This window comes from Parabacteroides sp. AM08-6 (assembly GCF_003473295.1).
Lineage (GTDB): Bacteria > Bacteroidota > Bacteroidia > Bacteroidales > Tannerellaceae > Parabacteroides.
In genome coordinates this window covers 19,372-43,447 of sequence record NZ_QRMP01000004.1, presented here as the reverse complement: position 1 = coordinate 43,447, position 24,076 = coordinate 19,372, and the positions used below count along the sequence as shown (strand labels likewise).

At 40.7% G+C, this 24,076-nt stretch carries 15 protein-coding genes; 5 read left to right on the top strand and 10 right to left on the bottom strand.

The genetic code is table 11. From position 1 onward, the window contains the following. The first annotated feature begins 321 nt into the window (after positions 1–321). Entirely contained in the window at positions 322–1,998 is a 1,677-nt protein-coding gene (locus tag DW103_RS04895) for a SulP family inorganic anion transporter (protein ID WP_122274553.1), read from the top strand. 272 nt (positions 1,999–2,270) lie between these two features. On the opposite strand, the gene DW103_RS04890 is transcribed toward DW103_RS04895, so the two are convergent. The 4 genes from DW103_RS04890 to DW103_RS04875 all read right to left on the bottom strand — a co-directional run bounded on the left by DW103_RS04890 (position 2,271) and on the right by DW103_RS04875 (position 8,170). Further along, positions 2,271–4,325, bottom strand: a complete 2,055-nt coding sequence (locus DW103_RS04890) for a family 20 glycosylhydrolase (protein WP_122274552.1) — start codon at positions 4,323–4,325, stop codon at positions 2,271–2,273. A gap of 100 nt (positions 4,326–4,425) precedes the next feature. After that, positions 4,426–5,205, bottom strand: a complete 780-nt coding sequence (locus tag DW103_RS04885; RefSeq protein ID WP_122274551.1) for a radical SAM protein — start codon at positions 5,203–5,205, stop codon at positions 4,426–4,428. Between the two features lie 73 nt (positions 5,206–5,278). Then, positions 5,279–7,339 (bottom strand): helix-hairpin-helix domain-containing protein, encoded by a 2,061-nt coding sequence (locus DW103_RS04880; protein WP_122274550.1) that lies wholly within the window; start codon positions 7,337–7,339, stop codon positions 5,279–5,281. 12 nt (positions 7,340–7,351) lie between these two features. Next, on the bottom strand, positions 7,352–8,170 hold the full coding sequence (locus DW103_RS04875) for a hypothetical protein (RefSeq protein ID WP_122274549.1): 819 nt from the start codon (positions 8,168–8,170) through the stop codon (positions 7,352–7,354). Between the two features lie 184 nt (positions 8,171–8,354). Here DW103_RS04875 and DW103_RS04870 point away from each other — a divergent pair, with 184 nt between their 5' ends. Beyond that, complete coding sequence (locus DW103_RS04870) at positions 8,355–8,960, top strand: DUF4294 domain-containing protein (RefSeq protein ID WP_122274548.1); 606 nt, start codon at positions 8,355–8,357, stop codon at positions 8,958–8,960. On the opposite strand, the gene DW103_RS04865 is transcribed toward DW103_RS04870, so the two are convergent. After that, on the bottom strand, positions 8,952–9,482 hold the full coding sequence (locus DW103_RS04865; protein WP_122274547.1) for an RNA methyltransferase: 531 nt from the start codon (positions 9,480–9,482) through the stop codon (positions 8,952–8,954). The genes DW103_RS04870 and DW103_RS04865 overlap by 9 nt on opposite strands. A gap of 736 nt (positions 9,483–10,218) precedes the next feature. Between DW103_RS04865 and nadA the strand changes: the two genes are divergently transcribed. Then, positions 10,219–11,205 carry a quinolinate synthase NadA gene (nadA, locus tag DW103_RS04860; protein WP_122274546.1) on the top strand — a complete coding sequence of 329 codons (987 nt, stop codon included), beginning with the start codon at positions 10,219–10,221 and terminating at the stop codon, positions 11,203–11,205. Between the two features lie 85 nt (positions 11,206–11,290). On the opposite strand, the gene DW103_RS04855 is transcribed toward nadA, so the two are convergent. From DW103_RS04855 to DW103_RS04835, 5 genes are all read right to left on the bottom strand, one after another. Next, the gene (locus DW103_RS04855; RefSeq protein WP_122274545.1) at positions 11,291–13,648 is read right to left on the bottom strand and encodes a hypothetical protein; all 2,358 of its coding nucleotides are present in this window, start codon (positions 13,646–13,648) and stop codon (positions 11,291–11,293) included. Between the two features lie 3 nt (positions 13,649–13,651). After that, positions 13,652–14,233: a non-canonical purine NTP diphosphatase gene (locus tag DW103_RS04850; protein WP_122274544.1), complete on the bottom strand. Its 582-nt coding sequence runs from the start codon at positions 14,231–14,233 to the stop codon at positions 13,652–13,654. A gap of 83 nt (positions 14,234–14,316) precedes the next feature. Continuing rightward, complete coding sequence (locus DW103_RS04845; RefSeq protein WP_122274543.1) at positions 14,317–15,195, bottom strand: YitT family protein; 879 nt, start codon at positions 15,193–15,195, stop codon at positions 14,317–14,319. Between the two features lie 7 nt (positions 15,196–15,202). After that, positions 15,203–18,040, bottom strand: a complete 2,838-nt coding sequence (gene leuS, locus DW103_RS04840) for a leucine--tRNA ligase (RefSeq protein WP_122274542.1) — start codon at positions 18,038–18,040, stop codon at positions 15,203–15,205. 181 nt (positions 18,041–18,221) lie between these two features. Continuing rightward, positions 18,222–19,664 carry an arylsulfatase gene (locus DW103_RS04835; protein WP_122274541.1) on the bottom strand — a complete coding sequence of 481 codons (1,443 nt, stop codon included), beginning with the start codon at positions 19,662–19,664 and terminating at the stop codon, positions 18,222–18,224. A gap of 86 nt (positions 19,665–19,750) precedes the next feature. On the opposite strand from DW103_RS04835, the gene DW103_RS04830 reads away from it, so the two are divergent. Together DW103_RS04830 and mutS are read left to right on the top strand one after the other, a co-directional pair. Next, entirely contained in the window at positions 19,751–21,262 is a 1,512-nt protein-coding gene (locus DW103_RS04830) for a right-handed parallel beta-helix repeat-containing protein (protein ID WP_122274540.1), read from the top strand. Between the two features lie 60 nt (positions 21,263–21,322). After that, positions 21,323–23,959 (top strand): DNA mismatch repair protein MutS, encoded by a 2,637-nt coding sequence (mutS, locus tag DW103_RS04825; RefSeq protein WP_122274539.1) that lies wholly within the window; start codon positions 21,323–21,325, stop codon positions 23,957–23,959. Positions 23,960–24,076 lie beyond the last annotated feature (117 nt).

Sequence of the window (24,076 nt, the reverse complement as noted above, 5' to 3'; positions counted from 1 at the left end):
AATACAAATAAATAATATTTTTTTAGCAACACAGGATTCATGTAGATTCACGAGTATCAAAATGTCACTACTATAGCGGGTAAATGGGATTTATATGGCGAGTAAAATGAATTACCCGCACATGTAACCCTTTTTCACATATCAATCCGATTGCAAAACAGTAAAATGAAGAACATTCTGTCAACCGGTAAAGAGACGGTAGAGCCGAAATTGCAAGGAGGCCGCTAATCCTACTCAGCCGGATAACAAATAGAAGGACTATTATCTAATAGAGTGTTTTTTTGTACCTTTGCAGCGTTTTTTTAATAAATAGGCAGATAGATGAAAAACAAGTTTGATTTTCAGCCCAAATTATTAACAGCGCTGAAAAACTATTCAAAAGAGAAATTCACGGCCGATTTGATGGCCGGCATCATTGTTGGTATCGTAGCTCTCCCGCTTGCCATTGCTTTTGGCATCGCTTCAGGAGTGAGTCCTGAAAAAGGATTGATTACAGCTATTATCGGAGGCTTTATCGTATCCCTGCTGGGGGGAAGCAACGTACAAATCGGAGGACCGACAGGAGCTTTTATTGTAATCGTTTACGGAATTATACAGACTTTCGGTATTGAAGGATTGGCTATCGCGACTATTATAGCCGGTATTATTCTGGTTATTATGGGGGCCTTGAAGTTGGGAACGGTTATCAAATTCATTCCCTACCCTATTGTAGTAGGATTTACCAGCGGTATTGCACTTACTATCTTCACTACGCAAATGAAGGACCTTTTCGGCCTGACAATGGATAAAGTTCCGGCTGATTTCATTTCCAAATGGATGGCTTATTTCCAACATTGCCATACCATTAATATCTGGTCGCTGGTAATCGGCATCGCCAGTATCCTGATTATTGCCATCACCCCTAAATTTTCAAAAAAGATACCCGGTTCACTGATTGCAATTATAATGATGACAATCCTAGTTTATGTCATGCGTTATCATTTGGGAATTACAGGGATTGAGACGATTGGAGACCGCTTCAGTATCAATGCTTCCCTGCCTGCTCCCTCTCCTATTGACTTTAATATGGAGACAATCAATCTATTGCTTCCTTCCGCTTTTACAATCGCCATGCTGGGAGCTATCGAATCCCTCCTTTCAGCGACGGTAGCCGACGGGGTGACGGGTGATAAGCATAATTCGAATACGGAACTGATTGCCCAGGGAGCTGCCAATATTATCGTTCCTATTTTCGGGGGTATCCCTGTAACCGGCGCCATTGCACGTACAATGACCAACATTAACAATGGCGGACGTACCCCGGTAGCCGGTATTATTCATGCCGTAGTTTTACTGCTTATCTTGTTGTTTCTCGGCCCGTTGACCAAGCATATTCCGATGGCTTGCCTGGCGGGTGTATTGATTATCGTCTCCTACAATATGAGCGAATGGCGCACCTTCCGTTCGCTGATGAAAAATCCGAAAAGCGATGTATCCGTTTTGCTGGTAACATTCTTTTTGACCGTTATTTTCGACTTGACGATTGCTATCGAAGTCGGTTTGCTAATAGCCATGTTCCTGTTTATGAAACGTGTAGCCGAAACGACTCACGTATCGGTTGTCAAAGATGAAATCGACCTTTCGGATGAAAGCGAAATTCACCATGATGAAGAAGTACTCTCCTTGCCCAAAGGGGTAGAAGTGTATGAAATAGATGGGCCGTTCTTCTTCGGAGTGGCAAGCAAATTCGATGATATCATGCACAATATAGGTGACAAACCTAAAATCCGTATCATCCGCATGCGTAAAGTTCCGTTCATGGACTCCACAGGATTGCATAACTTGGAAAACTTGTATCGCTTATCTGCTGCTGAGAATATTCAACTGATTTTGTCGGGTGTAAACGAACAAGTACGTCGTGTCCTTATCAAATCCGATTTCGACAAAAAGATTGGTGCCGACAATATTTGCAGTAATATAAACGAAGCTGTATCAAAGGCTTGGAGTAGCGTGAAATAAATTCAATTTCCTAGTCCTTTTATTAGGATAAAAACATAGGATGAATTACTTTTGCCTATACTCTCCGGACATCTCCATTACCGGAAATGCCTTGAATAATTATACTTTCCAGTTACATATAAATTCAATTCAATAATTGTTGAAACAAAGAAAGACAATTATAAAATTTACTTTCCATAATTGTGGAAAGTAAATTTTATACGGAGCAAACAGAAGAAAGGGAGTAAAGAAAAGAAATATTCATTACTACCTGTTCAAAGATTTCCTACAGCTTACTTATTCAGCCACTCTTTCACTTTTTCAACCATTGGCTGTTCGTATAGAAACCACCAATCGCTGCTTTGCGTACGGGCAGACAGATGGTTATGGTGGTTCAAATCCGCAATGTAGCCATCGGGATTTTCCATAAAACGGGTTTGTGAATAAACCGCTTCGAACTTAGAACGCATAACCGGGAAATAATCGCATACGGCAGTTATTTCTTTTATTGCCTCATCACGGGCGGCATCATCCTTTGCCGCGTCATAAGCAGCCAGGGCCAAGATAATCCGGGTAGGAAAATTCTGTAAGTTGTTAGTCTGTTCATAAACTTCCAAGGTATAGCGATTGCGTAAAGCATGTTGTTCGGCTTCTTCTATTCCTCCGGCTATCTTCTTGTATCGTTCGGCTTCCTGACGGGCTTTTTCTATCTTTTCCTTATAGGTATCACTCCATACGCCGGGATTAGCCTTGTCCGGCAAATCGATTAAATTAAAACCAGTTACCCCGTATGCAGGATTCCGATGACCGGAAGTAACGAGTGCCCCATCAAAAAAGAAGACAGCCTTTTCCAGTTCATCCAAGAATACCATCCGGTTTTCTTCCGGACGGAAACCGAACTCCCGTTGTGCATGGGCAGCTTTGAAGGCAGGCACATCACGTCCCGAAGGGTTCCATCCATATTCGCCCTGAGCGATATAACCGCGCCAGACTGTTTCAAGATGCGGGGAACCATCATCCCAAGCTGTAGCCAGAATACCTTCCAGATGATTGTCGGCAACCAATTGGCTGAAGTCTTTAATATATTTGGCCTTTGTATCTTCACGGGGAATAAAAGGCGAATCACCGGCAGATGCAGCTGTTGCTCCCATCACCTTCAATCCTTTATCACTATACCATTTCAACACACGCCTGTGAGCCGGCGTATTTGAATCTCCATAATTCCAGCGCATATATATACACTCTTTCGGAAAAAGTTCGACGGCAGCATCGAGTTTATCCATATTCATGGTTTTATTTACTTCCTCTTCAGTGATATTACTCAGCATAGGAGTCCAAATTCCTGCATACTTCAACGGCATATCGTCCCAGAAGATAGGCTGGCGGTCATGTTCCACTGCAAACCGGCAAACTTTTTCCAACCAATACATTTGCAATTCGAAAGGAGTTTTTCCGGTCGCTTTACAACGGTCGTCTATACCGATTGCTGTGATTTCATCTCCGCCCACATGCAAGTATTTACCGTATGGCATGGCTTCGAGCGCATCCAGATACAAATCAAATTGTAATTCGTATGTACGTGGGTCGGAAGGGCAAAATTCCCAGTCGCTGGCCGGATTTTCCCGTAGTTCCCAATGCCTTTTCAATATGAAGCCGGCATGTCCCAGACCTTGGATAAGGGGACTGACATCGATATTCCGTTCTTTGGCATAACGGCAAAGGGCTTTCATTTCCTGTTTGCTGATAGCATTCGGCGAAGCTATTTCCGGCCGGCGGGTAAAACGGAGTTTATCTTCCAGTTCCCAGATAACGGCATTTACTTTATACCGGGCCAATTTGTCTATCATCCGGTAATAATATTCCATCCTGTCAAGGTGATGCTTGGTATCCAGATGAACCGCCCGATAAGAAAGAGTAGGAAAATCAGTAATTCGCATGCCAGGTATCATCAGAGCAAAATCGCGGCTATCTTCCATCAACTGCTCCAAAGTCTGACAACCGTAAAACAGGCCGGCTTTGTCGCGCGACGTTATCTGCACCCCTTTAGCTGTTATTTCCATAACATATCCTTCAGGAGAATCCGGAACATTCCGGTCGGACAATTTCAATACAATCCCCTTCCCTGCCCTTTTATAACGGGGAAGTCCATCTATCAAAGAAGGCATGACGGGAAATTCCGTATCCCCATCCGCAATTACATAAGAAAGTTCACGATAATCAAGTCCTTTATCCGAAAGAAGCACGACCGACTGGGGCTTAGGCAATAACTGAAAAGCATCATTGGCTTTTCGTGCATACAACAATCCGCTCGCAAGCAACAAGCAGAGGCTAAAAATCATCTTTTTCATTATATATTTTAGATTAAATAGATTAAGTTGCAACAAAGATACCTTATTATTTCATTTCAGCCTACCAATATGCTATAAAAGGTTCAATTTCAGGATACTATCAAGCAGAAACCGAAACTTCAAAACCTTCTTTCCGGGCGCGACAGGCTATAATTTCCAATTCTTCCTTTGTTACCTTTCGAAGAGCTTTTACAGGTGTTTCCCGGTCGACAGTATAAATCATTACTTTTTTCGGTTTTATTTTTTTCAGGGCTTCCAACCATCCGGCTATTTCCGGTTCGGTGGTATTATCCACACTTTCACCATTCAATTCGCCTTTCAGGAACATGGTTTGTATGATTACATTTCCGTCAAAGCGGCAAAGTTGTTTCAACAACTTATCAAATGTAAAAGAAGGAGCATTCGGAACGTTCAACTGCCGGATACGGTCATCCGATACAGAATCTAATTTCATGATATTATCTTCAATCTTATTCAATGCTTGGAACACATCTTCTTTGTGAAGCATGGTGGAATTGGAGAGAACGGCTATTTTCGCTTTCGGGAAAAACCGGTCGCGGGTAGCAAGCGTATCGTCAATAATACCTCCGAATTCAGGATGCATGGTCGGTTCTCCGTTACCTGCAAAAGTAATGACATCAGGGGCGACACCTTCGGCTTGCATAGCGGTAAGTTTTTGTATCAACGCTTCTTTCACTTCCTGCCGGGTCGGCAGTTTACTGTGAGTACGGCGTTCTTCATTCAGCCCGCATTCGCAATAAATACAATTGAACGAGCAAAGCTTCCCATCCGTAGGCAACAAATTCATTCCTAAAGAAACACCTAACCGACGACTGCGTATGGGTCCGAAAACTATTTTATCAAAAAGGATTGTAGACATAATCTTAATTATTTTTCAAGTTCGACAAATCCGGCAGGATTATGCAATTCTAACGAATATTATCGCAAAGCTATTAAAATTTCCAACGCAACAAAGCATACAAATCCATTTTTACAGGCCCGTTTATCTCTTCCTGGTTTGTACCTATCACTTCCTTGTCCGGATAATAAGTACAGGCCCATTTAGCAGAAAGAGAAAGATATTCCAATATCTCCCATTTGAAAGAAAACGAACAACGAAACCCTTTTCCGTAGAAGGAAGGCATATTGAAGGCGTACAGGATATTCTTTTCATACGAACTTATCCGACTTTGATAATCATCCGTAAAAAAGAAAGCCGCATACAAATCCGCCTGGAAAGGAAGTCTGCCTGGTTTCCAGCCCATACTCTGTGCTATCATCCACCCGGTACTTTGTTTTTGCGTTTCCTTGTATAAAATACCATCCATTGAAGTCCGCAATAAGATGACAGGAGAAACAGCATACAAAAGTTGTAGCCTGAACCTTTGCTGTACATAAGGGAGTATAAAAAGTGAAGTTTCGTTCTCAATTGTTTGGTTTTTATCTTTCTGTTTATACTTATAACGCAGGTATAAAGAAATATCCTTACTCAAATTATAATCTGCCTGCAACATATATTCTTTTCCTGTTGAAGCCGCATCTATTCCATATTTCAACCAAGGAAAACGAAACATATCCGCGTAAGCTGACAATTTCCAGTGAGCCACAGGCACCCATTGCAGTCCCATATATAGCCCTTGTTCATTTTGAACAGCAGACCCCTGTGCAAAAGCATTACCGAAAAAAGCCTGATACTTCCGGTCGTAATACCGGTGCAGCAACAGAAAAGAAAAGTAAGAAGCCGGCGTAAGTTGCAAAGCATTCAATGTGGCAACCGCTCCATTAGCCGATAAAGCCGTTTCACCGTAAAACTTAATCCACCGGTTTTTCAACAGATAATCCATACTTATATTCACATTTCGTTTACCCCGGAAATAATAAAGATTGTAAGGCTCCAAATCCGGCTGTACCTCTTTATTCCCGAAAGAATAGGAAAGAGCTGTTACTCCTACGCAAATATCCGGAGTCGCATACCGGATATTTCCTCCATACGCTTGCATGGCAAGCGTACGCATCTTTTCCCTGTCCCTTATCAATCGATGCAAACCATCCGTTTTGAATGAACTTATCCGGTTGCTATCTACACCCGCATCCAATTTTCTATAGGAATAAAACATATTTATATCGAATTTCTTTATCGAAATCGTCAATGCAGTTCCCCGAAGAAAATCATGCTCATTGGTTGAAAAGTGACGCCGAAAACCATTACTTCGTCTTTCAGCCTGCACGACCAAAGCGCTACGGCCGGGAGTAAAATCATGGCTTATCACCAATCCCTGTCCGAAAGAGACTTTATAATCCCCTATTGCCAGACTTTTCAACACCTTATTCATACCCTTTAGAAAAACATGGGCAGAGTAATAATCATAGCCCTTATGATATTCGTTCCAAAAAGGTTCTCCCGCATCTTTTTCCGCTACTACTCCAAACTGTATCTTATCGTCGAAAGTATATCCATACCGCAAAGAGTGATAAAACGGTTCGCCTGTATATTTTCTGTTCGGATATTGTTCCATAATACTATCCGGATATGAACAATATCCTTTCTTCTGTTGAAAACATCTATCATATCTGATTTGCAGTTCATTAGAACCATATTTCAACAAATTCTTAACTTTAACCGGATGCTTATCAACAATTTTATTGTCAATATAAACAAAAGAAATCAACAAAGATATCGTTTGGAAATCGAAGGCCTCAACATTCTTAAGTTCATAGAGAGTAATCATTTTACCATAACGCAACCGGTATTCCAACAACTTCTCTATTTGCAAATCGGAAAGGAAAGGAAGTTTTTTCAACTGTTCTTCTGTCACTGTATTCAAATCGAACGGATGTTCGGAAAGGTAGGAAAGGTCAGCGTAAAGTGTTTCTATCTGTTCCTCATTTTCTGTCTCGGTAGCCATTTCTTCCAGATAGTTCATCCATTTATCAACAGAAGAGATTATCTGGCTTTTAAGTTGATAACTGTTTATTAACAGGAATACCAACAGGGTTATAAACATTCGTTTCATAGTCCGGTACAATTAAAAGGTATATTTCATTCCAAGTCCTGTACTAACACCTAATACAGGATGGTAGACAGTTGCCGCATCGATGGTAAATCCGGAAAAAGCATATCCGACACCCAAAGAGGGCAAAAGGGGAGAAAGTTGCATTCCTGCACGAATATGAAAGTTATCGAAAGGAGTATATTCAAATCCTATATTTCCGGTAAGTGTCGTTTCTTTATTACTTTCGGCTGTTCCTGCTATCAACAGGTTGTTTATTATTTCCCATTGAAAACCTATTTGTATGGAATAGCCTGTAAGTTCCTGTATTTTTGTATCTTCATATCCGAAAGAAACAGAAGGAAAATTCATTATCAACAATCCAATCAACAATTTATCAACGGGAGAAAAAAGAGCGCCGATATCAGTCGATAATTGTCCGGGCACTTCTTCAAACAATTGAGTCTGCAAGCAAGCATATTGAACACTTACTCCTATCCTCCACTTTTCATTCAATTGTTTCCCTACAGACAAACGAAACATACTTTCCCTATATCCGTCATATCCGAATGAAAAGATATCGACACCGGCAGATAATAAATTGTTAGGATAATAAAAACCTACATGAACCGTCCCCAATTCTTTCATCGAGTAACGATTAAAGTAATCTAAATGAATAGTTTTCTGTTTATTCGAAGTGAGTAGTGCTGGATTTACCAATCCGGATTGCGTAACCCCGTTTCCTCCCATTCCAATACTACGGATATTAGCTATCCGCAAATTGTCAACAGCATGAATATGAATGGATAATAACGATATAATCAGTATATTTACTGAATAACGTATAGATTTCATAGTCTATCGGCTTTAGTTATTTGTACAATTGCAAATGTAATGATTTATATGGAGTTGACAACTTATTAACAAGTTATTTGCAAGATATTCTTCTGTCAACAAAAAAAAGTAAAGTTGGAAAGTCAATTAGTCAAATTCTGTAAAAGCTGTATACACTATTCTTAAATCAACTACATTTGTATCGATGTATAGAAGCAAATGGTTTAAAATATTGATCCTGTTCATGTTTTGTGCGGCAAATATAAATGCACAAAAACTAAAAATCAATACCCTTCCGGAAGGTCTACACAGAGCTTATATAGACGGAAAGGATACAATAGCTATTGTTCATCTCCCGGAAGTGTACGTTTTTCCGAAAATGCGTTTTAAAGATAAAAAAGAACAAAACAACTACAATAAACTTGTTCGTGATGTCAAACGTACATTGCCTTATGCCAAAATGGTTTATCAAACATTGATAGAAACCTACGAATACATGGAAACACTTCCCAACGAAAAAGCAAAGCAACAACATCTTAAAAAGATGGAAAAAGATTTATTCAAGGAATACAAACCTGAACTAAAGAAACTTACCTTCTCGCAAGGTAAATTGCTTATCAAGCTTATCGACCGGGAATGTAACCAGTCCAGTTATAACTTGTTGAAAGCTTATCTGGGAACTTTCCGTGCCGGGTTTTGGAATATCTTTGCCGGTATGTTCGGCGCCAGCCTGAAATCAGAGTATGATCCGAAAGGAAAAGATGCCATAACGGAACGTGTCGTCATAATGGTAGAACACGGACTAATCTGACAACTGTTTAAAGAAATCCCAGATAATAATACCGGTCGTAACTGATACATTCAAAGAATGCTTCGTCCCATACTGTGGTATTTCTATACACATATCACAGTTATCAACAACACACTGCTGAACACCTTTCACTTCGTTTCCCATAATGACAGCATACTTTTTCGTCTTGTCCAACAAGAGTTTATCCAGCATTGTACTACCTTCCGCCTGTTCCACCGCACAAACAACATACCCATCTTTCTTTAGTTTGTCAACAGCCTCCAATGTATCCTGAAAGTAATGCCATTCCACTGTTTCCTCAGCTCCCAAAGCAGTCTTATGTATTTCCGCATGAGGCGGACAAGCAGTTATTCCGCACAAATAAATAGCTTTCACCCGAAAAGCATCCGAGGTACGAAACACAGAACCAACATTGTTTAAGCTCCTTACGTGGTCGAGTACAACAATAAGAGGTATTTTTTTACTATCTTTGAATGCCTCCGGTGTAAGGCGGTTTAATTCTGTTATCTTCAGTTTACGCATAATCGCTTTTTTTACTTCGGATGCAAAAGTAGTGAATTAAGTGAATACACAGTTGAAAAACTATTGATAAGTAGTGAACACAAAATGAAAAAAAGTTCTTGCTTTATTCAATTTATCGTCTATACACCCCCCTCTTTTTATTATGCAATAAAAGTAACATTTTATTTACTACGACGTATCAACATGGGTTATACACGTATAAACAGCTATCCACTGCTATAAACTTTTACACACACCCTGTTATCAACAAAATACTAAGAAAGTCCGTAAGTAAAAGAAAAACAGCATATAAAGAGTAAATATAGTTGTTAGTATCCTTTTCATAACAGGTCGGCATACCTTAATAACTAACCTGACAAATATTGAAACAGAAATGTATTAACTATTTCAACAGTATATCATATTCATCATATTTTAAATTTAAAATTAAAGATAAATAAGAATATAATATATAACTGTGGATAACTAAGAAGAGGAAAGAGGAAGCAGTATTTTTTCGAAAGGAGATACATATCTTCAAAATAGAGTGTATCCTTTAGGGGAGATAGAGTACACATATTCAAATGTAATTGTTTTAAGCTCTTTTCGTATGTATGATTGAATAAAGTTTTTACCTTTGCAAATTATCAACCATTTGTTGATAAATAGACTAAAACAAAGAGTATCAATGATAAAAACAGATGATAACTTTGTTGATATACTGTAAATACAAAGATTTGAATAGGAGAGAAAAGCGATGCAAAGAAACCAATCAATCGGATATATAGATGCTCCGGTGCCAAAAGATCTAGATTTGAAAGTAGCTGTCGATATGTTACGCAAAGCAAAGAACGCAGTCATCCTTGCCCATTATTATCAGACTGGAGATATACAGGATATAGCTGATTATGTAGGAGATAGCTTGGCTTTGGCTCAATGGGCTGCCAAGACGAAAGCGGATATCATTATTCTTTGTGGAGTTCATTTCATGGGAGAAACAGCCAAAATATTATGTCCGGATAAAAAAGTGCTGGTTCCGGATTTGAATGCCGGTTGTTCTCTGGCCGATAGTTGTCCGGCCCGCGACTTTGCCAAGTTTGTGAAACAGCACCCGGACCATGTAGTTATTTCGTATGTGAATACAACTGCTGCAGTAAAGGCGATGACGGATGTAGTAGTTACTTCCACCAATGCCCGTCAGATTGTGGAAAGTTTTCCGGAAGATACAAAGATAATTTTCGGTCCCGACCGCAATTTAGGTAATTATATCAATAGCATTACCGGACGTAACATGCTTCTTTGGGATGGTGCTTGCCATGTACATGAACAATTTTCATTGGAAAAGATATTAAATTTGAAAAAGCAATATCCGGATGCCGAAGTGATAACCCATCCCGAATGTAAACAACCTATTATACAGGTGTCCGGTTTCGTAGGTTCGACTGCTGCCCTTTTGAAGCACACTATTACGTCCGATAAAAAACAATTCATTGTAGCGACCGAGAGTGGCGTCATTCACGAGATGCGTAAAAAGAGTCCGGATAAGGAATTTATCCCGGCTCCTCCCAACGATAGCACATGCGCTTGTAACGAATGTAATTTCATGCGTTTGAATACAATAGAAAAGTTATACAATTGTCTGAAGTTTGAACTTCCGGAGATTTTCGTGGACGAGGAAGTACAGAAGAAAGCTATCAAACCTATAAAGAAGATGTTGGAAATATCTGAAAAGTTAGGGTTGTAGTTTATCTGTTGATAAGGTTATAAAAAAAGCCGTACGTTTCTTTCCGGAAAAACGTACGGCTTTTTTCGAAAATATGTAAGTATTTTTATTTAACCACCATAATCTTTGTAACAACACTTTCCTTTGAGTCGGGTGTAGCGGCAAATACCAGATAAACGCCTGTCGCCACACGATTTCCGGAACGGTTACGACAGTTCCATGTCAACTGTCCACCGGCTGATTTACCTTGGTAAATGATATTACCGTTTAAATCCGTTATTTTTACATTAGAGTTTTCCATTAATCCGGCAATAGTCACCCGGTCGCTGTATTCTGGTCGTACGGGATTAGGATAAGCATATACGTCCGAATAACTTTCGCTTCCCTTCGTAGCGTCTCCCGTGTAGGAGATAATCCCCTTATCGGTTCCGAAATAGACTTTACCACTCATATTATCGATTGCTATACTTTTGATATTGTTGGAAAGAAGAGGGGAATTATCTGTCGTAAAGTTATAGATTGTTTCCGATGCATCTTCATTTACCAGGAAAACTCCGGAGCTTTCCGTACCTATCCATTTCCGGTTTCCTCCATCGACGGCAATGGCTGTTATTTTCTCACCATCGAGGAAGTAAGTAGGAATACCGTCCTCGTCAATCCGTACGACACGGCTGGCATAGATTACTTCATTCTGTGGATTGTTGCTGGAAGGGGGACAAATAATCAGACCGTTGCCGGTTCCGATAAAAATAGAGTTTGATTTATCTTCCGCCATGCAGTAGAAACCGTTGCTCGGAATGCTTTTTTTGTCTGCTATATTAACGAAGGTGGTATAATAATTATACGTATCATCGGAAGTGTCGTCTATCGTATTATTATCATTTAAAACGAAGATTCCTATTTCTCTACCTTGTGATATGCGGAGAACATTTATCCATTTGTATCCTTTGGAAGTAATAAGAATTTTGTCGATAAGATTGACTTTATTCAAGGGGGCATATTGTAAAGACTTCCAGGTTCCATCAGCTTTTAGTACCTTAATACCTCCGTTTGAAACTTCCGAATTGGTCATCCATAAATTATTATATTTGTCGAAACAGAGACCTTCTACACGGACATAGTTTACATTGTCACCGGTAGTCGATTCCAATGCCGAGTTTCTGTTGTTATAAAGTTTAATACATTCTCCGTCTTTAAACTCAAATATTCCTTCTCCCCATGTCGAAGTATAATAATGATTTGCATCTTTCGGGTCGACGGCAACAGAAGTTACGTCCATATACTTACTGGCTGCTGCTTGTTTAGCTACCAGATTTTCATCATAATTGAACCATTTCGAGTTATCATAAATCATAAAAGTACCGTAAATATTGGAACGGTCCGCCCATCGGTCGCCTCCGACAACGTACAACTTCCCGGCATGTGTTGTCATGAATGCACATAAATTACGTTTAGGTCCGCTGTTTGCTGTAAGAGTATCGGTGAAGAATGTTTCATACTGATTGGAAGATACGTTTTTTTTAATACCTTTCAAACTTTCGTTACCGGCAGCCAGCCAGAAAGTATTTTTGTCTTTCAAAGACGAAATATCCTGGATTGTTCCGGTATTCACTACATCTTTTGTCGTTAATGAAGAGAATATATAAGCCTTATTGGTAGTAAAAGCAATAAGTTTATCGTTTTGAAGTTTCATTTTTTGGATGGTATTATCTTCTATGACAGGATAAATATTTCCGTCGTTCCGCTGGTAATAAACTCCCCTGTCCTTGATTTTGAAACAAAGGACATTTTGAAACAAGGCTATTTGCTGAACAGGACTAACAAAGGATACAGGATGGTTTTGCCAATTGTTTATATCTAACAGATTACTGTTCAGGGAACCTTTCAAGATGGTGTTGTTATTGGTTACAGCATACAAATAGTTGTCTTTTATACATACGGAAGAGACGGATTGGTTCAATTTGTAAGTATCTGTAATCTCTCTTTTCTTCATGTTGATTACCATGATGCCGAATTCGGCCGGCAAATAAGCATATTCGTTATAGAAAAAAATATCATGAATTGTTTTAATATTGATGGAAGATGAATTTAATAAATAAGGGATATTGTAAAATCCTTTTTCATTAAATAAATCTATATTGCCGTTTTCGTATATGATAAGAAGTGTATTTACGTTCGGATTATAACTTATCAGTGTTATTTTCTGGTCGCTTATTCCATCTTGACGGGAGTAAAATTTGATACTGTTGTCCTCTTTCCCGTAGCTAAATAACGAACCTCCTTCCTCCAGTGTGTTCGATTTTGGATTGGCTCCTCTGGCTACGGCAAAAACATAATTGTTTGTTTCGGCCACTTGTATGGTATTATAATAGGAGAGAAGAGCTTCCCATTCTCCAATAGCCTGTGAATAAACCAACTGGGATACGACAGAAAGAAAAAGTAAGATGTAAACGATACGTTTCATTATTTATTCAGCTATTTTAGATAAGAAAGAAACTAATTTATTGACGGCTAAGGCACGATGGCTGATATTGTTCTTGATATCATTTCCCATTTCTGCGAAAGTTTGTGTATGGGTATCAGGAACAAAAATGGGGTCGTAGCCGAAACCGGTTCCTCCCCGTTTATCTTTGATGATGGTTCCATTGATGATTCCTTCGAAAAGATATTCTTTTCCATCCAAAATGAGGGCGATAACAGTCCGAAAACGGGCTTTCCTGTTCTCTTTTCTTTCCATCTCGTAGAGAAGTTTGTTCATGTTAGCTTCGGAGTCATGTTCCGGACCGGCATAACGGGCCGAATAGACACCGGGGGCATTGTCGAGTGCTTCTACTTCCAATCCCGTATCGTCTGAAAAACAGTCGTAACCAAAGTTTTCTTTGATATAACGGGCTTTTTGCAAGGCGTTACCTTCCAATGTATCCGCTGTTTCCGGAATATCGTCATGGCAGTTGATGTCTGAAAGACTCACAATTTCGGTACATCCGGTTGTTATTTTCCGGACTTCGTCCAGTTTATGCTGGTTATTTGTTGCAAATACAAGTTTCATTTTCGTTTTGTATAAATAAAAAAAGCACTTCTATACGATGTATATAACGTATGGAAATGCTTTAAATTGTTTAAATGATTGTTTTATGTCTTTATCTGGTCAAATCCTTCTCCATACACACCTCTGACAATACTTTGTGAAATAAATGCCTGATGGTCTATCTGTTTTACCAGACGAAAGATGGAAACGGACTCAGACTTCTTGGCTAATAATACCACTACTTTGACAGGTTTCCGGGAATATCCGCCTACACCGTCGAGAATGGTACATCCACGGTCCAGGTCATGAATGATTCGTTCAGCTATTTCGTCATACTTTTGGGAGAAGATAAAGAACTGAACCGATTGGCGGTTACCATTCAATACCATATCGAGCACATAATTGCTTATAAACATTTCTACAAAGCCGAACACAATCTTTTCAATGTCATGGAACAGGAAAAATGAAGAACCGATGATGAAAAAATCGCAAAATAATAATGCCCGGCCGATGGATATATTTTTATACTTATTTACAACAGCTCCGATAATATCTGTTCCTCCCGTGCTGCCATTTGCCGAAAATACAAGTCCCAAACCGGCTCCACAAAGGAAGGCTCCGATAATAATGGACATAAAAGGTTGGTCGTGCAGGATAGAATGTCCTTTCAATAACCATTCGAATAATGACAAAGAAGCTGAAAGGGAAAATACTCCGAATATAGTCTTTATCAGAAATTTGAACCCTAAAATTTTCAATGCGGCAAGGAGCAAAACGACATTTATCACGAAATAGGATACGGATACAGGTATTATTCCGTTACTGGCAAAGAAGATTAAAGCACAAATACCGCTGACTCCACCGGTAATGATTTCATTCGAAAGAATGAAAGCGTTGAAGCCAAAGCCGTATAAGAGCGTACCTAATATAATCATCAGGTAATCTTGTACGGCAAAGTAGACTTTGTTGTTTATAAGCTTCATATAATTATCAGATTACGATGTTTACTATCTTTCCGGGAACAACGATAATCTTTTTAGGTGTTTTACCTTCCATCCACTTGGCGGAATACTCATGAGTAAGAGCTGCTTTTTCAATTTCCTCACGGGGCATGTCTGCCGGTAATTGTATACTGAAACGAGCTTTACCGTTGAAGGAAATAGCATAAGTAAGCAGGTTTTCTTTCAGGTATTCTTCTATGCATTCAGGCCATTTAGCATCACATACAGTTGTGTCGTGACCACAAATGTGCCATAACTCTTCGGCAATATGCGGAGCGAACGGAGCAAGCAAAACTGTTAATGGTTCCAAAATAGCCCGTTTATTACATTTCAGGCTGCTCAGCTCGTTTACACAAATCATGAAGGCACTGATGGAAGTATTGTATGAGAAATGTTCGATATCATACGTTACTTTCTTTATCAGTTTGTGTAATGATTTCAGTTCGTCGGCAGTCGGTTCAGCATCTGTCGTTTGTAGGGTTTCCGTATTGCCGAAGAAAAGTCCCCAAAGCTTTTTCAAGAAGCGGTGTACACCGTCGATACCGTTTGTATCCCAAGGTTTGGATTGTTCCAACGGACCTAAGAACATTTCGTACAGTCGAAGTGTGTCGGCTCCGTATTTTTCGACAATCATATCCGGATTTACCACATTAAACATGGATTTGGACATCTTTTCGACTGCCCATCCGCAGATGTATTTGCCGTCTTCCAATATGAATTCGGCATCCTTATATTCCGGGCGCCAGTTTTTGAAGGCTTCGATGTCCAGAATATCGTTTGATACGATGTTTACATCTACGTGAATAGGAGTGACTTCATACTTATCTTTCAGGTTCAAGGAAACAAATTTGTTTGTTCCGTTGATACGGTAAACAAAGTTGGAACGTCCCTGTATCATTCCCTGGTTAATCAACTTTTTAAACGGTTCTTCTTCACAGACAACGCCCAAGTCGAATAAGAACTTGTTCCAGAAGCGGCTGTATATTAAATGACCGGTAGCATGTTCGGTCCCACCGATATACAGGTCTACGTTACGCCAGTATTCATCTACATCTTTAGCAACCAAAGCTTGTTCGTTATGCGGGTCCATGTAACGCAGATAATAAGCGGATGAACCGGCGAATCCAGGCATTGTACAAAGTTCCAACGGAAAGATTGTTTTATTGTCTATTTTGGATACTTCCGTTACTTCTTGCTTTATACTGTCCCAAGCCCATTTCACAGCGTGTCCCAGAGGAGGTTCGCCTGTTTCGGTAGGCAGGAATTTATCTACTTCCGGAAGTTTTAACGGTAATTTATCCACGGGCAACATTTGAGGCATGCCGTCTGCATCGTAATAGACCGGGAATGGTTCGCCCCAATAACGCTGACGGCTGAAAATAGCGTCGCGCAGACGGAAGTTTACTTTTACACGTCCCAGTTTATGCTCTTCCACGAACTTCTTGGTGGCGGCAATCGCTTCTTTTACAGTCAGGCCGTTCAATGACAATTCACAATAGGGAGTTACATCCGGTCTGGGTGAATTGCAGACGATACCTTCTTTGGCATCAAAACTTTCTTCACTTACGTCGCATCCTTCAATCAGCGGGACAATCGGCAAGTTGAAGTGTTTGGCGAAAGCATAGTCGCGACTATCGTGTGCCGGAACTGCCATGATAGCACCTGTTCCATAACCGGCTAATACATAATCGCTAATCCAGATGGGCACCGCGTCACCTGTAAATGGATTGATGGCATAAGAACCACTGAATACACCGGTTACGGAACGGTCGGCGATACGTTCACGTTCCGTACGTTTTTTAGTTCGGTCCAGATAAGCGTCTACTTCCTGCTTTTGCCCGGGAGTCGTGACTTGTGCAACCAATTCGCTTTCAGGAGCCAACACCATGAATGTGACTCCGAACATTGTATCGGCGCGAGTGGTGAAGATAGTAAATTCCAAATCACTGTCTTTTACTTTAAACTGGATTTCAGCACCTTCACTGCGGCCAATCCAGTTGCGTTGCGTTTCTTTCAGAGAATCGGTCCAATCAATCGTATCCAGTCCGTCCAACAAACGTTGTGCGTAAGCGGATACGCGTAAACACCATTGGCGCATGATTTTTTGTTCTACCGGATAACCGCCTCGTTCGGAAACACCGTTTACTACTTCATCGTTGGCTAATACTGTACCCAATGCGGCACACCAGTTTACCATTGTTTCACCCCGGTAAGCAATACGATAGTTTAGCAGGATTTCTTGTTTTTCTTTTTCACTTTTGGCTTTCCATTCATCAGCAGTAAAGCTCAATTCTTCGCCACAGGCAACGTTCAGTCCTTCTGTTCCTACCTGTTCGAAGGCGGCAACCAGTTCGCTGATGGGACGTGCCTGCTTTTCATCGTTGCAGTAGTAACTGTTGAACATTTGGATGAAAGCCCATTGTGTCCATTTATAATATTCGGGGTCGCAAGTACGGATTTCACGGCTCCAATCATAACTGAAACCTATTTTATCCATCTGTTCCCGATAACGGGCAATGTTTTTCTTTGTCGTTACTTCAGGGTGTTGACCGGTTTGGATGGCATATTGTTCGGCAGGCAAACCATACGCATCGTATCCCATGGGATGCAATACGTTGAAGCCCTGTAAACGTTTGTAACGGGAATAAATATCAGAAGCAATATAACCGAGCGGGTGGCCTACATGTAGTCCTGCTCCCGAAGGATAGGGAAACATGTCCAAGACATAATATTTGGGTTTGTCTTCATTCTTTTCAACTTTATAAACCTTGTTGGCAATCCAGTATTCGTGCCACTTCTTCTCAATTTCTCTGAAATTGTACTCCATGATTGTTTATCGTTTATTTTTATCGTTTTCTATTTAAAGCCACAAAGTTAGTGAATTTTGTCATAACGATTTAGTCTTTTATATATCCAATTCTGTTTCTGTGCCTATTTTCCCTTTCTTTATTCTTATTGGCGAGTTCCGCCAAATCGAAATCCAATGGATTACCGGAAACATTTACCTCTTATTCATTTCTTAATAGCGGCCAATTGGGGTCCGGTCTATGTTCGCGAACCATAATATCTTTCAGTTCAGCTACTTTGTCCGGATATTGGTCCAGAATATTATGATTTTCCGACGGGTCGGATGCCAGATTGTATAGTTCGTAGTAAGGCTTGTCACCGCGAATGTTCATGTGAACCAATTTCCATGGGCCTTTTCGTACAGCCTGACGACCGTTCATTTCCTGAAATTCGAAATAAAGGAACTCATGTTCTTTCTGTCCTTTACGATTTTCCAGCAGCGAAAGCATGCTGACACCGTCCATCTCTTTTTGTTTGGCTTTCGGATGAATGATTTCTTCGAATGTAGGCAATACATCCCAGAAAGAACACATGAAATCGGTTTCCGTGCCCGGCTGAACATGTCCCGGCCAAGAGATAATCATTGGTACGCGAATGCCACCTTCGTACAAATCGCGTTTATAACCACGGTAAATGCCATTACTGTTAAAGAAGTCAGGGTCAGCTCCTCCTTCCTTGTGCGGACCATTATCACTGGAAAAAATTATGATGGTATTGTCATACAAACCTTTGTCTTTCAGTTTCTGAACAATTTGTCCGACATATACATCCAGCCGGTAAATCATTGCGGCAAAAGTAGCATGTGGGTAAAATTGCGAACAATAGCCTCCTTTACGGAAAGCCGGATTGCCCGGTTCGGTTCCTTTATAAGGTTTTTCAGGATATAAGCCGCGAAACTTTTTAATGATACTGTCTTCCGGTACAATCAGTTCGGCATGTGGGATGATAGTAGGATACCACATGAAGAATGGTTCGTCCGGATTTATATTATCCAGGTATTCCAAAGCTTTTCCATGAATAAGGTCTTGCGAATAGGTTCCTTTTCCATATTGTACGTTCAGGTTGTTATCGGTCAGTTCCACACGTTTGTCGTTATCCCAGAGATGGTCGGGATAATAACTATGTGCCAGTAATTGGCAATTATATCCGTAGAAAGTGTCGCAACCTTGGTTTTTCGGGTCGCCTGTACTTCCGATATAACCTAATCCCCATTTACCGAAAGCAGAAGTTTTATAGCCTGCGTCTTTCATTACCTGAAAGATAGAGCGGGCATCAGCCGGCAATGGGAATTGTCCTTCCGGTTTCAGTTCCCGGTTTCCGCGGACAGGTGTATGTCCGCTGTGAGTACCTGTCAACAAGCAGGAGCGGGAAGGGGCACTGACGGTAGTCCCCGAATAGCATTGTGTAAAACGCATTCCATTCTGTGCCAGCTTGTCTATGTTGGGTGTCTCAAACTTTTCCTGGCCATAACAGCTGAGGTCGCCATATCCCAAATCATCGGCAAGAATAAAGACTATATTCGGTTTTTTCTCTTTAATTTTTTCTGCGTGAACGAATGGAACTGCAAATAAGATACTTGTTGTGACTAAAATAGATTGTTTCATGGTATGATGCTTTTGTTTAAACGTTTACAAAGTTATGTTTTTTATAAAGAATAGTTATCTTTGAACACAAAATATAAATGTGTACCATGAAAAATATTCTTTACTTGTTTTCTTTTTGCCTTGCATTGGTCATATGTACAGGCTGCTCAAACAGTAAAAACAAGAGTTATTATTTGGATGCAGTAAACGGGAACGATAACCGGAGTGGACTTTCGAAAGCTAAAGCTTGGAAAAGTTTGGAAAAAGTCCGGGGACTTCAGTTGGAACCGGGAGATAAAATATTGCTGAAAAGAGGAACTGTTTTCACCGGTGAACTGGAAATATCAGGACAAGGAACATCAGATAACCGGATTTACGTTGAGGCTTACGGAGAAGGTAGCAAACCTTGTATTGTAGGGAATGACACCTCTCTTTATGCCGTGCATATTTTCAATTCGGACTATTTAACGCTTCAAAACATAGAAATCGTGAATACCGGAAAAGAGCGTAAACCTTTCCGTACCGGTTTAAAAATAGAATGTAAGGATTACGGCGTTTCTAGGAATATAGTAGTGGACAGTGTAGACGTGCGTGATGTAAACGGTTCGCTGGTAAAAGAAAAAGGAGGTGGCAGTGGTATCTTGATTGTGAATGGAGGAAAAGATGTTATTTCCGTATTTGATAGTTTGACTATTCAGAATTGCTGTATCCGGCGCTGTTCGCGTAATGGCATAATTTGGGCTGCTTATAGTAGCCGGGAAAACTGGCATCCCAGCAAACATACGGTGGTTCGCAGAAATCTGATAGAAGAAGTACCGGGAGACGGCATCGTTCCGATAGGGTGTGATAGTACACTGATTGAATATAATATCATGCGTAATTGTCCGGATATTCTTCCCGACTCGGAAGCTGCTGCCGGCATTTGGCCGTGGAGCTGCGACAATACGGTTATTCAGTTTAACGAGGTAAGCGGCCATAAGGCTCCTTGGGATGCGCAAGGTTTTGATTCGGATTGGAATTGTTGTAATACTCTTATCCAGTATAACTATAGCCATGATAATGACGGAGGAATGGTTTTGATTTGTAATTCGGGAGATTCTCCCGCTTCTTTTAATGTAGGTAATATAGGAACGGTTGTTCATTATAACATCAGTGTCAACGACGGACTCCGTAAACGGCCTACGCGTGTCGGCATGTTCTCTCCGATTATTCATTTGGCTGGTCCGGTGAAACGTACGACTATCCGTAATAATATTATTATGGCCGGTTGGAAATCAACAAAAGAGGCGGACCGCAGTATGATGACTTTTGATTCGTGGGGCGGGTATCCCGACAGTACGTTCGTTACCAGGAATATTTTTAATGCACCAGAGGTTAGTACATTTAACTTCACTAAGTCTACAAACAACTTTTTTGAAGGAAATTATTATCAAGGAGAGTTTACCAATATACCGGTCGAGCCAAAAGGGAAAGAGATGCTGGACAGAGAGTACGAACGTCTGTCGAAATTATTGGAAACGGTTGAAATAGGCGGCACCCAAGGTACATTTGTCAATAGAAAGGCTATCCATAAACTTTTTAATATAGACTGGTTGTTTTTTGATATGGATAAAAGATGAAATCAGATACGAACTCTTTTTGTACCTTTGTAGAGTTCAACAGATAAAAATATTATTACCGTGGCGAAGATAGTGGAAACTCCCTTAATGAAGCAATATTTCGATATAAAGGCGAAACATCCCGACGCAATCCTGCTATTCCGTGTGGGCGACTTTTACGAAATGTATGGTGAAGATGCTGTAATCGGAGCTGAAATACTCGGAATTGTACAAACAAAAAAAGCCAATGGACCGGGACAGACAGTCGAAATGGCCGGTTTCCCGCATCATGCCCTCGACAGTTATCTGCCCAAATTGGTACGTGCCGGTAAGCGTGTGGCTATCTGTGACCAGTTGGAAGACCCGAAATTAACGAAAAAATTGGTGAAGCGAGGTATTACCGAATTGGTAACTCCCGGTGTTTCTATCAACGATAATATCCTGAATCATAAAGAGAACAATTTTCTTGCAGCTATTCATTTCGGTAAAGATGTTTGCGGTATTGCTTTTTTGGACATCTCCACCGGTGAATTTCTGACGGCTGAAGGAACAACGGATTATGTGGATAAACTGCTGAATAATTTCTCTCCGAAAGAGGTGTTGGTTGAGCGGGGAAGTCGTAAACGTTTTGAAGAGGTTTTCGGACCCCGTTTTTTTGTCTTTGAACTGGATGACTGGATATTTACATCGGAAGCGGCCAACGACCGCCTACTGAAACATTTTGAAACAAAAAACCTGAAAGGTTTCGGTGTGCAACACCTGAAATTGGGTATCGTTGCTTCCGGTGCCATCCTCTATTATCTGGATCAGACACAACATACGCATATATCTCATATCACCGCTCTTTCCCGGATTGAGGAAGACCGTTATGTCCGTTTGGATAAATTTACGGTACGCAGCTTGGAACTGGTCAGTACGATGAATGAAGAAGGGAGCAGTTTGCTGGACGTACTCGATAAGACTGTTTCGCCGATGGGTTCACGTATGCTGCGTCGTTGGATACTTTTTCCTCTTAAGGATGTCAAGCCTATTCACGAACGGCAGGATGTAGTGGAATATTTCTTTCGCCATCCAGAAATAAAAGAATTATTGGAAGAGAAGCTGGAACAGATTGGCGACTTGGAACGTATTATCTCCAAAGTAGCCGTTGGCCGTGTGTCACCACGGGAAGTAGTACAGCTGAAAGTAGCTCTTCGAGCCATTGAACCCATCAAAGAGGCTTGTACGGCAAGCGACGAGCCGAGCCTCTGCCGTATAGGCGAACAACTGAATGCTTGCAGCCTGATACGCGACCGGATAGAAAAAGAAATCAATAACGACCCTCCTTCGCTATTGAACCGTGGCGGTGTTATTGCGCAAGGAGTAAATGCAGAATTGGATGATTTGCGTGCAGTCGCTTATTCCGGCAAAGATTATCTGCTGAAAGTACAGCAACGCGAAATAGAATTGACAGGAATATCAAGCCTTAAAATAGGTTTCAATAATGTTTTCGGATATTATATTGAAGTGCGTAACGCTTATAAAGACAAAGTTCCTGCCGAATGGATACGCAAGCAGACTTTGGTCAATGCCGAACGTTATATCACTGAAGAATTGAAAGAATACGAAGAAAAGATATTGGGTGCGGAGGAGAAAATACTTTCGTTGGAATCCCGTCTTTTCAATGAACTGGTGCTTTGTCTTTCCGAGTACATACCGCCTATCCAGATAAATGCCAACCTGATTGGACGTCTAGATTGCCTGCTTTCGTTTGCCAAAGTAGCTGAAAGCAACCGCTATATACGTCCGGATGTAAATGACTCGCAGGTAATCGATATTAAAGCCGGCCGCCATCCGGTAATCGAAAAGCAGTTGCCTCCTGGCGAACCTTACATCGCCAACGATGTCTATCTGGATGATGAAAAGCAGCAGATTATTATCATTACCGGGCCGAATATGGCAGGAAAGTCTGCTCTGCTCCGTCAGACGGCGCTGATTACCTTGATGTCGCAGATAGGTTGTTTTGTCCCGGCCGAATGTGCCCATATCGGAATTGTAGATAAAATATTCACGCGTGTGGGAGCTTCGGATAATATATCGTTGGGCGAGTCTACCTTTATGGTGGAAATGAATGAGGCTTCGGATATCCTTAATAACATGTCTTCCCGCAGCCTTGTCCTTTTCGACGAGTTGGGCCGCGGAACCAGCACATACGACGGTATCTCTATAGCCTGGGCAATTGTGGAATATATTCACGAACATCCTAATGCTCGTGCTAAAACGCTTTTTGCCACGCATTACCACGAATTGAATGAAATGGAAGCTTCTTTCAAGCGTATTAAAAACTATAATGTGTCTGTCAAAGAGGTAAACAATAAAGTCATATTCTTGCGTAAGTTGGTTCCGGGCGGCAGCGAACATAGTTTTGGTATCCATGTAGCCAAGATGGCGGGTATGCCGAAAAGTATTGTGAAACGTTCCAACGAAATATTGAAACAACTGGAAACGGAAAATCGCCAAGAGGGTATCAGCACTAAAGAAACGAAAGGTATCAAAAGTAAACCTGTCAAAGACATTGCTTCATCGGCGGATGGATATCAGTTGAGCTTCTTCCAGTTGGACGACCCTATCCTCAGCCAAGTTCGCGATGAAATAAAGAATTTGGATGTGAATAATTTGACCCCTTTGGAAGCATTGAACAAGTTAAGTGAAATAAGGCGTATCATTACAGGAAAATAAAGTCTTGTCTTTTATACTTTTCGGCTGACTTGAATATAAATTTGCTTGGGATGAAATATAAAAAGGACTGTGCTTTTACTCTATAACGCAGTCCTTTTTCGTGGAAAGATATAATTA

Coding starts and splice junctions, on each gene's coding strand:
- DW103_RS04895 (WP_122274553.1), top strand. CDS start 322: ATGAAAAACAAGTTTGATTTTCAGCCCAAATTATTAACAGCGCTGAAA.
- DW103_RS04890 (WP_122274552.1), bottom strand. CDS start 4,325: ATGAAAAAGATGATTTTTAGCCTCTGCTTGTTGCTTGCGAGCGGATTG.
- DW103_RS04885 (WP_122274551.1), bottom strand. CDS start 5,205: ATGTCTACAATCCTTTTTGATAAAATAGTTTTCGGACCCATACGCAGT.
- DW103_RS04880 (WP_122274550.1), bottom strand. CDS start 7,339: ATGAAACGAATGTTTATAACCCTGTTGGTATTCCTGTTAATAAACAGT.
- DW103_RS04875 (WP_122274549.1), bottom strand. CDS start 8,170: ATGAAATCTATACGTTATTCAGTAAATATACTGATTATATCGTTATTA.
- DW103_RS04870 (WP_122274548.1), top strand. CDS start 8,355: ATGTATAGAAGCAAATGGTTTAAAATATTGATCCTGTTCATGTTTTGT.
- DW103_RS04865 (WP_122274547.1), bottom strand. CDS start 9,482: ATGCGTAAACTGAAGATAACAGAATTAAACCGCCTTACACCGGAGGCA.
- nadA (WP_122274546.1), top strand. CDS start 10,219: ATGCAAAGAAACCAATCAATCGGATATATAGATGCTCCGGTGCCAAAA.
- DW103_RS04855 (WP_122274545.1), bottom strand. CDS start 13,648: ATGAAACGTATCGTTTACATCTTACTTTTTCTTTCTGTCGTATCCCAG.
- DW103_RS04850 (WP_122274544.1), bottom strand. CDS start 14,233: ATGAAACTTGTATTTGCAACAAATAACCAGCATAAACTGGACGAAGTC.
- DW103_RS04845 (WP_122274543.1), bottom strand. CDS start 15,195: ATGAAGCTTATAAACAACAAAGTCTACTTTGCCGTACAAGATTACCTG.
- leuS (WP_122274542.1), bottom strand. CDS start 18,040: ATGGAGTACAATTTCAGAGAAATTGAGAAGAAGTGGCACGAATACTGG.
- DW103_RS04835 (WP_122274541.1), bottom strand. CDS start 19,664: ATGAAACAATCTATTTTAGTCACAACAAGTATCTTATTTGCAGTTCCA.
- DW103_RS04830 (WP_122274540.1), top strand. CDS start 19,751: ATGAAAAATATTCTTTACTTGTTTTCTTTTTGCCTTGCATTGGTCATA.